Below are 13575 nucleotides of genomic sequence, written 5' to 3' on the forward strand. Positions count from 1 at the left end.
AAATGAACCATAGTAACATACAAGCATACACGCACTTAATTCTTAATAGTTCATTATTAATTATTCGTACTAACCCATAAAAGTATAGAGTCATGATACATTTTGATCTTCCTAAGGAAAAATCTTCCATCATCAAAGTCATCGGTATCGGTGGCGGTGGAAGTAATGCGGTGAATCATATGTATAGCCAGCGCATTGAGGGGGTAAATTTCATTATTTGCAATACCGATGCACAAGCTATTGCTAATAGCCCGGTTCCCAATAAAATACAGTTGGGCCCGCACCTGACACAGGGACTTGGCGCCGGTGCAAATCCTGAAATCGGGAAACAGGCGACGGAAGAATCCTTTGAAGAAATCAAAAAAATACTGGAGGTAAATACCAAAATGGCCTTCATTACTGCCGGTATGGGCGGTGGCACCGGAACCGGTGGCGCTCCTATCATCGCGCGGATATGTAAGGAACTTGGTATTCTGACCGTTGGTATTGTTACCACTCCCTTTTCTTACGAAGGAAAAAAGAGAATGCTGCAGGCTGATGAAGGCGTTAACCGCCTGAAAGAGTATGTAGATACCCTGCTGATTATCTCCAATGATAAATTACGTCAGAAATTCGGCGACCTGAAGTTCAAGGCTGCTTTCGAAAAAGCAGATAACGTGCTGGCTACTGCCGCCAAATGTATTACCGATGTAATCAACTCTACCGGTCAGATCAACGTGGATTTTGCCGACGTTTGTACCGTTATGCGTAACGGTGGCGTAGCAATCCTCGGTGCAGCACTGGCAGAAGGCGAAAACCGGGCGCAAAGGGCTATCGAAGATGCATTAACTTCTCCGCTGCTGAACGACAACGATATACGCGGTGCTAAATGGATCCTCATCAATATCTCTTCTTCTGAAGGTGAATTTGAACACACCCTCGATGAAATGGATATTATCCAGGCATATGTACAAAGCCAGGCGGGTGAAGATTGCGATGTGATCCTCGGTGTTGGCTATGATCAAACACTCGACAGGCAATTGGGCGTAACCATCATTGCTACCGGTTTTGAACAAAAACCCATTACACAACAGAAAATCACACCCTCCAACCCGGAGCGCGTAGAACCTAAAATTGTAATGCAGTTAGGTAAAGATGGTGACGAAAAAAAGATGAGCGTACAACAGGCACAGGGCACCTTATTCCAGGAGCCGCAAGACCTGATGGCGCCACGCCTGATGGAGCCGGTAGTAAGTCATCCTGAGCCTGTAATGGCTTATACGCCACCGCAGCCACAACAACAGGCGCCTATTGCTCCTGCACGTCAAAACTATGTGCTGAACATACAACAGGTACCACCTGCACAGCCACAACAGCCAGATCCGCAGCAGATACAACAACAAATGCAACAGGCGCAACAGCAGCAGATGCAGCAAATGCAGCAACAGCCTGTTCAACAACAGCCTGTTCAGCAAGTGCCACCTGCACATACACAACAGCCTGGTGTAAATATCATTCAACCGCAAACAGGTAATGCGGCCGGAGGATATTTAAACAGACCTGCACATATTTACGTGGAACCAGGCGCTCCTGCTCCCGAAATGAAAATGGTATTTAAAGAGGAAGAAGAAAGTGCGGTAAACGTACCTCCTGCTCCTCCGGAAGTGCCTATGCAACAGGCTTACGAAGACCTGGAAGAACAGAAACGCAAACAAGCGGAAAGAGTGGCCAAATTACGCAGCATCAGTTTCAATGTGAAAAACATGGACAACAACGCGGAACTGGAAAACGTACCTGCTTACCTGCGCAGAAATGTGAACTTGGATAATGGTGCTGGCTCTGCTGAACACCTCTACTCCAACTATACGGTGAGTGGTGATCAGGGCCCTAATAATCATACGGAAATCAATACGATCAATACCTTTTTAGATGGGAAAAAGCCCGATTGATGAACACATTTGATTGTTTTTTAGTTGTGTTAAAAAAAGTCCTCCGGTTCCCCGGAGGACTTTTTTTATGATACTTTTATTCAATTAAAGTTCGTTCAACCCTTGCTTGGCTGTATTCAGTATTTGAGCTGCCGGTGTGGTTTTCAGCGTTTCTTCCTCGAAAGGCTTTACTAAATTATCCAGCTTACTCAAACCTGCCGCGTTGCCGCTTTTTGTAAATGCTTCGCGCAATATTCTAATCTTTTCATAGTCCTGTATACCTTCTATCAGTCTTTCATAACGGATAGAAGATCTCGGTCCCGGATATACGAAATAGGTATCTCCTGCAGCCCATGAGCGGAAACGGGAATCATGCAGCGGATCTGCAACCCAGCAGTTGAAAGCCCAGCGCAAATACCCGTTATATCCTTTGTTTGCAGCATGCCAGCCCATAAAAGCTGCTTCTGCAGGTGGGGAAAAAGTAAAAGTATTGGGGAATCCTTCTGTACAACAGGTGTAAAAAGTAGTGGGCAATCCCTTCTCTAAGCGGGTTTTCATGATGTTGGCAGGAAAAGATTCTTTCAGTGCAATACAGTAATCATGTATTTCATTGGCCAATGGTTCATGATAGCTACCCGCCAGTGATAATTTGAAGTCGCTGCTCGCACCACGGATCACTTTCAGTGTTTGCAGCATGTCTTCCATAGGCCGCTCATCCATAGCGATAGCCGTAATATCAAACCAGCCCTTTGCCTTCAGGTGCTTTACAAAATCAGTCAGCATAGGCTGCCAGTGTTTTGTATATTCCGCAGAGCCAGGCTTCGCTACAATAAAAGTATCCTTTGCAGCTGCCTCATCATAATAATAGAACTTCAGGTTCCAGGGGATCATGCTGTAGCAGTTGATTTCCTTCCGGATGCCCTGGTCCATCATAAACTGCACCCATTTATCAAAGATGCTGTAGTCGTATGTCCAGCTGCCATTTTTCTTCTTTGTCCATTTTACCATTGTGCCATAAATGTCCTGTGTCTGGCTATTCCAGGGATCATAAATAATGGTGGCAGTGATCACTTTCTGACCTGCATTTGCCAGCATTTTCATGTAAGGTTTCATAGCTTCGAAGTGTGCATTACTCCAGGGCTTTACGCCATATACGCGTGCTATTGCATAAGGGCTCTGCCACAAATCAAGATGAAATTGCCAGTCTTTCGGAGCAGGCAGGGTATGTTCCAGCACGGTTACTGCAAAAGGCATATCCACCGTGGTAACGCCTGATTTTACACTCACCGAGCCTTTATATGTGCCGGCTGGTGTGTTTGCCGGCACCTGAACGCTTAGCCATACCGGCTGTGTAGTATTGGCGGCAATAGTGCTTTTATTGATGATATCAATGCCATCTGCCACGAGCGAGGAGTCGTAATCCTTCGGGTTGCGGTGCCCGCAGCCGCCGCCGTCTTTATTCAAACCATCTGTGAGTACATATCTAACAAAACCGGTGGTGACTGCCGAAGCCGCAATTTTATTGCCTTTGTTGTCCTGCAGTACAGATGCCCGGAGGCTTACTTCGGGCTGCACAGCGGCAGACCAGATCACCAACTGGGTATGGACTCTCTCACCTTTCCAGGCTTTCGTTTCCCAGGCTGGCGTTAATCTGCTGTTATCGGGTGCATTTCTTTTTTCATAACGGGTATCTGCAGTACCGAATGCAACGTGAAGCCTGGTGTCATTAACAGCCGCCCAGGACGCTTTATTAACGGGTTTGGGATCGGGCAGGTCCCTGTAGCCAGCGGCGGGAGATATTTGCGCCCATACGTTTTGTTGCAGTGCCAGCATTACCAGCACGCCAAAAAATTTGTTCACCATACTAAAATTTAGCGTTTTCAGATATTCGGATAACGTGATTTGTTCACTGATCACCGTCATCCCGAAACCTCAATATCTATAAAAAAAGTGGATTTTTCCCTTTAAAGAGGACGATCGGTTATATAAAACAGAAAAGCCGGATCATAATAAGATCCGGCTTTTCTTGTTAAAGATTTATATTAATGTACGATCCGCTTCAGCTGCAGATTGGTGACCGGCGCTACCACCAATGGGTATTTCTCGATGGTCACATAGCTGGAATCCAGTCCAAAGCCCCTTTCTTCTGACAAACTGATCTTTTTCAGGAAGAAATACATCTTCATCACCATTCTTTCATACAAAGGCAGGTCGTTGTCGTGCGACAGGAATTTCTCCATAACAATAAACTGGAAGTCACCCACCACGTTATTCTTACTCAGTGATTCATAGCGGCTGGTGATATTTACTTCCTTGTTACGAACCATATCTTCCACCACCATTCTGAACATCAGGTTAATACGTTGTTCCACTTTGAAGCCCAGTCGAAACTCTACGCGTATCACTTCGTTTGGAATAATTGTTTGTACAGAGTATTCACTCAGGTAAGGTTCGTCTACCACATCCACGTGTACAAACCAGTATATATCCGCCCGTTTGGGTTTTTTATTGAGAATTGAATAGATGATCTTATGTTCTATTTCTTTCGGATTATCGGCACTGCTCATATACACCAGGTGGGTAGCGTATTTTGGAATGGAGGTATCATTGCTCAGTTCCTGGATGATAGGCAGATAATCTTCCAGTCGCACAAATTCCACGTAACGGTTCTTGATCTTACGCGATTTGAACCATACAATCATCACGAGGAAGAGTGCGCCGGCTACAATAACCGTTACATAACCTCCGTGCATGAATTTAATCACATTGGCGAAGAGGAATGAAAATTCTATGGTGAAATAAACGATGAGATATAGCAGTATCCAACCTACCCATACCCGCTTTGTATAAAGGTAAAAAGCGAAGAGGCAGGAGGTCATGAGCATACAGATAGTGATGGAGAGGCCATAAGCCGCCTCCATATTCGACGATTCCCGGAAGATCAGCACAATGGAAACGCAACCTACAAACAGCATGGTATTGATACCGGGAATGTAGAGCTGTCCTCTTTCTTCTGTAGGATAGTTTACCCGCATTTTGGGCCACAGGTTAAGCCGCATGGCTTCTGCAATGAGGGTAAAAGAACCTGATATGAGTGCCTGGCTGGCAATTACCGAAGCCAGTGTGGCAATTAATACCCCGAAAATGATGAACCATTCCGGCATAATGGTGAAGAATGGGTTCTGATCTTTTGGCAGGATCTGACCTTTTTGCGTGAGCAGCCAGGCACCTTGACCGAGATAGTTCAGGATAAGACATGTTTTAACGAAGATCCAGGATACCCGGATATTGCCTTTACCGCAGTGACCGAGATCAGAATAAAGGGCCTCCGCTCCGGTGGTACAAAGGAATACAGCTCCCAGGATCAGGAATCCCCGGGGATAAGTAGTTAAGAGTTCAATGGCATAATGGGGACTAAATGCTTTTAAAATGCTTAAATCATCTGCTACATGCGAAATACCAAGGATTCCCAGCATTGAAAACCACAATACCATGATGGGGCCAAACATCCGGCCAATGGAAACGGTACCGAACTGTTGCATAACAAAGAGTCCTGTAATAATGGTCAGCACTATTTTGACGATGGTCAACTGGCCCAGGTCTTTAAAGACTTCCAGCGTCCGGAGACCTTCAATGGCGGCAGTAACAGTGATGGGTGGGGTGATGATACCATCTGCGAGCAGAGCGGCGCCGCCAATCATACCAAAAATCACGGTCCATCTGGCGTGGCGTCTTACGAGTGCATAGAGTGAAAAGATTCCGCCTTCCCCCTTATTATCTGCCCGGAGGGTGAGGATAACGTATTTAACGGTAGTTTGAAGGGTTAGTGTCCAGATGACACAGGAAATACCTCCAATTACCAGCAGATCGCTGATGGGGTTCCCTCCTACGATGGCTTTGAAAACATAGAGTGGAGATGTTCCAATATCGCCGTAGATAATACCGAGCGCTACTACCAGGCCTGCCAGGGATACCCTGTTGATGTTAATTCCCACGTAATAATAAGTTTATTAAAAAAGCCTCCAAAATTAGGGGTAATAATTGACACTTCAACAATATTTCGTACAGGAGTGTTTGCTTCAAAAAAAAGTCCTCTCCCGAATGAACGGGAGAGGACTTTTTTTAAGTTATCATCTTAATGAGTGATACTGATTAGTTAGCAGGAGCTAAGTCAACAGTGCCAGACTCACCAGGAGTGTTTTGTTTGATGAAACGACCGCGGTCGATACCTTGTTTGTCAGCCAGGTAGTCGATTACTGAGTCAACACGACGGCTGCTCAGGTCAACACCACCTTTCTTACCTTTAGCACCTGCGTGACCGGTAACCAGTACGTTGCAGGAAGGGTTAGATTTCAGGGAAGCTGCAACAGAAGCCAGGATAGCTTCCTGATCGTTACCTATTTTGGTAGAGCTGCCTTTGAAAGAAACGCTAGGCAGAACCAGGCTTGCGCAAGGCGCAACTGGAGGATTCTTGCAGCATTCTGGATCTGGGCATTTACCAACACCATCAGCATCAACTGGCTGGCAGTAAGTAGGAGTGATCAGTTGTTTGTCTTTGTAATCAGGAACACCGTCACCGTCAGTATCTTTAGCAACACCGTGAACATCCACTGGTGCACCTGCTGGGGTGTTAGGTTCGCGATCGAACTGGTCAGTTACGCCATCGCCATCAGCATCAGGCAGAACCGGAGTTGGAAGCTTCATGTGACGTGGGTTGCTCAGCTCGCTGTAAGCATATTCCAGTGGGTTGATCCACCATAATGGCTGTACACGTTTAGCTGGGTTACCCAGGTTGAAGTTCAGACGTACGCTTGTGTAAGAGTAGAAATCTTTAGAAGCACCGCCTGGTCCAGCATAGCCGTCCATGTATGCATCGAAAGGCATAGTTACTTTTTCTTCAATACCGATGTTGAAACGTTTAGAAACTTTAAACGCAACGCCAGTACCTACATCCAGTGCATGACGGAGTAACTGGTTGTCGTCGTTACGGCCGATGGAAATACGGTTACCCTGAGAAGGAGCATTTTGCTCGTATTTATCATCTCTCAGATCTTTGATCTGTTTTCTGATATCACTGCGTTTTGCATTGAAATTAATACCGGAATAGTTATAGCCATTTCCGCTTGCATCTAATGCATCAACGTCAACGTCAGCCATTACGATAGAGTAACCAGCCAGTAAATACCAGTTAACCTTAGGTTCAGCTCTGTAGAACAGGATGTTGCTTAAAGAAGCGATCACATCCAAAGACAGCTGATGGTTTTGAGACTTGTAGTTAGGAACAATCATGCCGCCGTTTAAAGCTGCAGTTCTTCCCCATGGATTGATACCACCTGCAGCCTGAGTAGGACGCAGTTTGTAGTCCTGACCCTTATCGATGGAACCGATGTACTCAGCTCTCAGGGAGAAAGTATGTCCCAGTGCTTTTCTCAGGGAAACACCGCCACCAAAACCTGGTTGAGGAGGAACGGTTCCGCTGATCAGGTGTAAACCACCACTAAAACCCAGTTCCCACATATCTCTCGGTTTAGCCGGGAAATTTGATTGGTGGTTCGTGAAGTTATTTTGTTGTACCATACGCTTGCTAGACACTTTGGAGCTATCCAGAGCATCGTAGCCGGTTGGTTGAACCTGTGCAAAACTAGTAGATGCTGATAGTAAACCCACAGCGCCTGCCAGTAATAAGTACTTTTTGCTTGCCATAATTGTTTTTTTTATTAAAAACTGTTAAAAATTTACTAATAACCCGTTTTTTACCTAGCAAAGGTAAATATCATAAATGAATATACAAATTTTTCTTGCAATATTATTTTCATTGATAAGTCCTTCAAAATTAGAGCTTAAATGAAAGTATTTATATACCTTAATTCCAGTTAAGTTAAAGATCTGTATAACTCGTGTTAAAGGATTCCTTAACTCGTGTTAAAGGAATGTTATACTCCTTATACAAATTAAAGGCCAAAATGTTAAAATGTGATTTATAAAAGTTAGCTTAGCAATCCTTTTTTATTTAATACATGGACGATATTAAACACCTGATAGGTAAAGAATTACAGGATTTTGAAAGTAAGTTCGCAGATTCAGTAAAAAGTCATGTGCCGTTACTGGACCGGATCATGCATTATATTGTAAAGCGAAAAGGGAAGCAGATCAGGCCCATGTTTGTTTTATTATCCGCCAAACTTTTCAGTGACAATATCCAGGAAAGCACTTATCGGGCCGCCGCCCTGGTGGAACTGCTGCATACCGCCACCCTGGTACATGACGATGTGGTAGATGATGCCAACGAACGCCGTGGCCTGTTTTCCATTAATGCCCTCTGGAAAAATAAAATAGCGGTACTGGTAGGCGACTACCTCCTTTCAAAAGGACTACTGCTGTCTCTTAACAATAATGATTTCCGAACTTTACAGATATTATCAGAAGCTGTTAAAGAAATGAGTGAGGGAGAACTGCTGCAGATCGAAAAAACCCGCAAACTGAATATCAAGGAAGATATTTATTTTGAAATTATCCGCCGCAAAACCGCTTCATTACTGGCTTCCGCATGCGCTGCCGGCGCATGGAGCAGCAGCAACGATGACCATACCACCGAACAAATGCGCCTTTTCGGCGAAAAAGTAGGCATCGCCTTCCAGATTAAAGATGATCTCTTCGACTATGGCTCCGCCAAAATCGGTAAACCTACCGGCATCGACATCCGGGAGAAAAAAATGACCCTTCCGCTTATCTATACCCTGGAACATGCTTCCACTGAAACACGCAGGAGGATTATTAATATCGTCAAAAATCATAATACAGAAAAAGACCGGGTAGAAGAAGTTATCCGGCTGGTAAAAGCATCCGGTGGCATTGACTACACCAGGAAAAAAATGTTTGAATACCGGGATGAAGCCCTTACCATCCTGAATAAATTCCCTGAAAACGCTGTCAGAAACGGATTAGAATCCCTCGTACGATTTACAACTGACAGAACATTTTAGTAAGAATAAAAAATAATGTAATATGCGGAAGAAGCGGGAAGCTTAAGCCTTTAAAATATAATAATGCAAAAACGCTGGACAGTAAAGGCATATCAACCAAACCAGGAACAGTTACTACAGTCATCATTACGCATACATCCGTTGTTATGCCGGTTACTGGTACAACGCAATGTGACCAACTATGAGGCTGCCCGGCAATTTTTTCGACCTACACTGGAAGATCTGCACGATCCCTGGAAAATGAAAGACATGGACAAAGCCATTTCCAGGATTGAACTGGCTTTTTTCCAGCACGAAAAAATACTGATCTACGGGGATTACGATGTAGACGGCACTACCGCTGTTGCTACCGTGTACGCCTTTCTGCAAAAACTCTACAGCAATATTGAATTTTACATTCCCCACCGCTACCGCGAAGGATATGGTATTTCCATACAGGGAATCGAATACGCCAGGGATAATGATTTTAGCCTGATCATCGCGCTCGATTGCGGCATTAAATCAATCGAACATATCACTACTGCAAAGGAATGGGGTATCGACTTTATTATCTGTGATCATCATTTGCCGGATGCAATACTGCCGCCTGCCGTGGCGATCCTGAATCCGAAACAGCACGATTGTCCCTATCCTTATAAAGAACTGAGCGGATGCGGGATCGGATACAAACTGATCTGCGCCTTCGCACAAAAAAGAGGCCTCCCCCAGTCGGAAGCCAATAAATTCCTGGACCTGGTGGCTACCAGCATTGCAGCCGACATCGTTCCGATGACCGGTGAAAACAGGATACTGGCTTTTCATGGTCTTATAAAAGTAAATGAAGATCCTTTACCTGGTATCAAAGCACTGATTACACTCAGCGCGCTGAAAGAAAAACTGACCATTGCCAACCTCGTATTTGTAATTGCCCCACGGGTAAACGCCGCCGGCAGAATGGACGATGCCCGCAAAGCAGTGAACCTCTTCATCGAAAACGACGTGGAAAAGGCTGCTGCCATCGCAGCCGTACTGCACGCCGATAACTTCGACAGAAAAGAAATAGACAGCACTATTACCCAGGAAGCAATCGTTCTGTTACAAAATGATGTGGATATTGCACGCAGAAAATCAACCGTGCTTTACCAGGCCCACTGGCATAAAGGAGTGGTAGGCATTGTGGCTTCCCGCCTGATCGATAAATATTATTATCGCCCTACTATCATCCTCACCCAGTCGAATGATAAAGTAGCCGGCTCCGCCCGTTCTGTGATGGGGTTCAATGTATATGAAGCCATCCACCAGTGTAAAGATCTTCTCGAAAATTACGGAGGACATTTTTATGCGGCAGGGATGACCATGAAAACAGAAAATGTAAAAGCTTTCCAGGAACGCTTTGAAGAAGTGGTAGCCCGGACCATCCACCCGGATCAGCTGGTACCGGAAATAGTGATAGATACCGAAATCCATTTCACGGAAATCACTGCTGCATTTTATAATATTCTCCGGCAGTTTGAACCACTGGGACCAGATAACCTACGCCCTGTTTTTCTTGCCAGAAACCTTGTTGACAACGGCTACTCGAAGATTGTGAAAGATGACCATATTAAATTCTCCGTCAAACAGGGGAGATATGGTCCCACTATGTCCGGAATTGGCTTTTATATGGCGGAGAAATTTCCGTTGATGGCAGATAAAAAGCCTTTCGATATGGCATTTACACTGGATGAAAATGAATGGAACGGACAAACGTCCCTCCAGCTGAAAGTAATTGATATCAGGACTGCAGCTATCCAGTAGCTTTATAAAGAGAGATGAAGGCAGTTACAAGTGTTGCTTCAGCAGCCAGGTATAAACATCCTGGTTGGCGTAAGCCCTTGTCCAGGCATCATGGCCGCCGTTTGGATATTCCGTATACTGCACATTATTACCCAACGCTCTTAATGCCTTTACCAGGACACGTGAATTCTCCACATTTACAGTAGGATCGTCTGCTGAATGGAAAACCCATATAGGCATGGTTTTCAGATTTTTCATACGGTTTATATCACCTCCCCCGCTGATAGGAACAATGGCGGCAAATTTTTCGGGGTGTGCAGAACTCCAGTCCCAGGTTCCGTAGCCGCCCATGCTCAAGCCGGTCAGATACACCCTTTTGGGATCTACATGATATTTGCTGATCACTTCTTTGTATAATATATCAAGGTACTGTGGATTCCACCATCCGCTCAGGCATTGTGGTGCAATTATCACAAATGGCTTTCCTGCTGACACTTTTCCCAATCCAACATTCCTTATCATATCAATATTGTTCCCCATTTCCCCTACCCCATGAAGAAATATCACGATCGGCCATTTGTAATCTTTCTTCTCGTTATATCCATCAGGGATATAAAGCAGGTAGTTACTGATGTTGCCTCCTTTGGTGTCTATTTTTTTCGCAGTGATGCCTGTTTGCTGTGGAGGAAAAGTATCGCCTGGCGGCGGCGTTACCGGTATGGTATCCCCCGGCCGATTAGTTACCGGATTAGTCATTTCTGTTTTTGAACAGGAAAAAAATGCGAGCGCACTCAGCACAAAGACATGGCACAAAATTTTAATTGCTCTTTTTTTCATATAACTAGTACAAACTAAAGTCCCCCGGCCATACGCCGGGGGACAGTTTTACAATATTTTTCGTTTCAGTTTTTCTATTGCAACAACTGCAAATAAAAGACCAAAAGAGCAAACACCGTTAATTTTTTTTATTGTGCCCGTCTTATTATTTTTTCTCGCCCATCAATTCCACACTTCTATTCACAAATGCTGTAAGATCTGCACCTGTCAATAAATTCTGGGACAACAGCGCCAGGTCTGCCAGGTTCTTTATCTGCTTCTGTTGCAATGCGTTGTCTCCTTCCTTAAGAATTTGTGTGTATACCGGGTGGTTGGCGTTGATGGTCATATTTATTTCATCAGGCATACTCGCATACCAGCTCATTCCGCCGCCGCCCATGGCTGCCATATCTTTCATACGACGCATCAGCTCCGGACGGGTTACAATTACCGGTTGCGCTTCTGCGCTGAGTCCTTTCATTTCTACTTTGATATTGGGTTGCGTTACCTGGGAGCCAAACAACTCTTTCAAAGCACCCTCCTGTTCTTCAGATAATACGGTAGTGGTATTTTCTTCTTTATCAATCAGGTTATCGGCAATATCTGCATCCACACGGGTAAAGGAAACGTTATCCCATTTGATCTCCATGTTGTTGATGAATGCAGCATCCACCATTGTTTCCATCTTTACTACCAGGAAACCTTTATTTTTTGCGGCCTGCACATAGCTGTCCTGCTGCACAGGGTTGGTAGCATATAATACCACCAGTTTCTGTTCTTTGTTGGTTTGCAGGGCTGCTGCGGCAGTACGGTATTCTTCCTGTGTATAGAATTTACCGCCTTCCACATCTTCCATTATCAGGAACTTATTGGCTTTTTCCATGAACTTGTCGTCGGTCATCATACCATACTTCACAAACAGTCCGATGGAATCCCATTTATCTTCAAAGGAAGCGCGGTCGTTACGGAATATTTCATCCAGTTTGTCCGCAACTTTTTTGGTGATGTGAGCATTGATCTTTTTTACGTTAGGATCACCCTGCAGATAGCTGCGGCTCACGTTCAGCGGAATATCCGGGCTATCGATCACACCATGCAGCAACATCAGGAATTCCGGAACAATATCCTTCACTTCGTCTGTTACATATACCTGGTTGGAATACAGATTGATCTTGTCTTTCTGCATCTCATAGCTCTTGTTGATTTTCGGGAAATACAGGATACCGGTGAGATTAAAAGGATAGTCTACGTTCAGATGAATCCAAAACAAAGGAGGTTCTGCATATGGATATAATTCTTTGTAGAAATTCTGATAATCTTCAGTGGTCAACTCGCTTGGTTTCTTTGTCCAGGCAGGAGTGGTGTTATTAATCTGCGTGCCTTCAAAAGTTACCGGAACAGGCAGGAATTTACAGAACTTTTCGAGGATAGTGCGGATGCGTCCATCTTCCAGGAATTCTTCGCTTTCCTCGTTGATGTGCATTACAATTTCAGTTCCCCTGTCGGCCTTGCTGATTTCTTCCAGTTCATACTCAGGGCTTCCGTCGCATTCCCAACGTACAGCTGGAGCTTCTTCTTTCCAGGATTTTGAAAAGATTTCCACCTGGCTGCTTACCATAAAGGAAGAATAAAAGCCGAGGCCAAAATGACCAATGATATTGGTACCATTTTCCTGTCCTTTATATTTTTTCAGAAATTCTTCTGCACCGGAAAAGGCGACCTGGTTAATATATTTATCCACTTCTTCTGCAGTCATACCGATCCCATGATCTGCAATGGTGATGGTTTTCTTTTCCTTATCTACTCTTACATCAATAGCAATGTCTCCCAGTTCTCCTTTAAATTCTCCTACACTGGCCAGGGTTTTCAATTTCTGGGTTGCATCCACGGCATTACTTACCAGTTCGCGGATAAAAATTTCATGATCTGAATACAGGAACTTCTTGATAATTGGAAATATGTTCTCTGTCTGAACACGTATTGCACCTTTTTGCATTGATATCTGATTTTTTTGGTAACCTTTTTTCAAAGTGTGTGCCAGCGGGATGAGGGCTGACAAGATGACAACACACAAGTTGAAAAAATATTAAATATGAATATTGTGGCTGTGAATA

At 44.5% G+C, this 13575-nt stretch carries 8 protein-coding genes; 3 read left to right on the plus strand and 5 right to left on the minus strand.

Annotated features, from left to right (window positions below; genetic code table 11):
* The first annotated feature begins 92 nt into the window (after nucleotides 1-92).
* On the plus strand, nucleotides 93-1928 hold the full coding sequence (gene ftsZ, locus ACLHR0_RS04205) for a cell division protein FtsZ (protein ID WP_429044763.1): 1836 nt from the start codon (nucleotides 93-95) through the stop codon (nucleotides 1926-1928).
* Between the two features lie 84 nt (nucleotides 1929-2012).
* Here the strand turns inward: ftsZ and ACLHR0_RS04210 are convergent, their stop codons facing one another.
* From ACLHR0_RS04210 to ACLHR0_RS04220, 3 genes are all read right to left on the minus strand, one after another.
* The gene (locus ACLHR0_RS04210; RefSeq protein WP_436484957.1) at nucleotides 2013-3770 is read right to left on the minus strand and encodes a glycoside hydrolase domain-containing protein; all 1758 of its coding nucleotides are present in this window, start codon (nucleotides 3768-3770) and stop codon (nucleotides 2013-2015) included.
* Nucleotides 3771-3949: 179 nt separating this feature from the next.
* Nucleotides 3950-5902 (minus strand): KUP/HAK/KT family potassium transporter, encoded by a 1953-nt coding sequence (locus ACLHR0_RS04215; protein WP_370909297.1) that lies wholly within the window; start codon nucleotides 5900-5902, stop codon nucleotides 3950-3952.
* Between the two features lie 157 nt (nucleotides 5903-6059).
* Nucleotides 6060-7610, minus strand: a complete 1551-nt coding sequence (locus ACLHR0_RS04220) for an OmpA family protein (RefSeq protein ID WP_429044756.1) — start codon at nucleotides 7608-7610, stop codon at nucleotides 6060-6062.
* Between the two features lie 314 nt (nucleotides 7611-7924).
* Between ACLHR0_RS04220 and ACLHR0_RS04225 the strand changes: the two genes are divergently transcribed.
* Entirely contained in the window at nucleotides 7925-8890 is a 966-nt protein-coding gene (locus ACLHR0_RS04225; protein ID WP_429044754.1) for a polyprenyl synthetase family protein, read from the plus strand.
* A 63-nt stretch (nucleotides 8891-8953) separates the two neighbouring features.
* Nucleotides 8954-10666: a single-stranded-DNA-specific exonuclease RecJ gene (recJ, locus tag ACLHR0_RS04230; RefSeq protein WP_370909294.1), complete on the plus strand. Its 1713-nt coding sequence runs from the start codon at nucleotides 8954-8956 to the stop codon at nucleotides 10664-10666.
* Between the two features lie 24 nt (nucleotides 10667-10690).
* On the opposite strand, the gene ACLHR0_RS04235 is transcribed toward recJ, so the two are convergent.
* Both ACLHR0_RS04235 and htpG read right to left on the minus strand, forming a co-directional pair.
* Nucleotides 10691-11401: a prolyl oligopeptidase family serine peptidase gene (locus tag ACLHR0_RS04235; protein WP_436484961.1), complete on the minus strand. Its 711-nt coding sequence runs from the start codon at nucleotides 11399-11401 to the stop codon at nucleotides 10691-10693.
* A gap of 226 nt (nucleotides 11402-11627) precedes the next feature.
* Entirely contained in the window at nucleotides 11628-13457 is a 1830-nt protein-coding gene (gene htpG / locus ACLHR0_RS04240) for a molecular chaperone HtpG (RefSeq protein ID WP_429044750.1), read from the minus strand.
* Nucleotides 13458-13575 lie beyond the last annotated feature (118 nt).

Origin of the sequence: Chitinophaga sp. ARDCPP14 (genome assembly GCF_051362515.1) — a bacterium.
In the GTDB taxonomy this organism is placed as follows: Bacteria; Bacteroidota; Bacteroidia; order Chitinophagales; family Chitinophagaceae; genus Chitinophaga.

Coding starts and splice junctions, on each gene's coding strand:
- ACLHR0_RS04220 (WP_429044756.1), bottom strand. CDS start 7,610: ATGGCAAGCAAAAAGTACTTATTACTGGCAGGCGCTGTGGGTTTACTA.
- ftsZ (WP_429044763.1), top strand. CDS start 93: ATGATACATTTTGATCTTCCTAAGGAAAAATCTTCCATCATCAAAGTC.
- ACLHR0_RS04210 (WP_436484957.1), bottom strand. CDS start 3,770: ATGGTGAACAAATTTTTTGGCGTGCTGGTAATGCTGGCACTGCAACAA.
- recJ (WP_370909294.1), top strand. CDS start 8,954: ATGCAAAAACGCTGGACAGTAAAGGCATATCAACCAAACCAGGAACAG.
- ACLHR0_RS04235 (WP_436484961.1), bottom strand. CDS start 11,401: ATGACTAATCCGGTAACTAATCGGCCGGGGGATACCATACCGGTAACG.
- ACLHR0_RS04225 (WP_429044754.1), top strand. CDS start 7,925: ATGGACGATATTAAACACCTGATAGGTAAAGAATTACAGGATTTTGAA.
- htpG (WP_429044750.1), bottom strand. CDS start 13,457: ATGCAAAAAGGTGCAATACGTGTTCAGACAGAGAACATATTTCCAATT.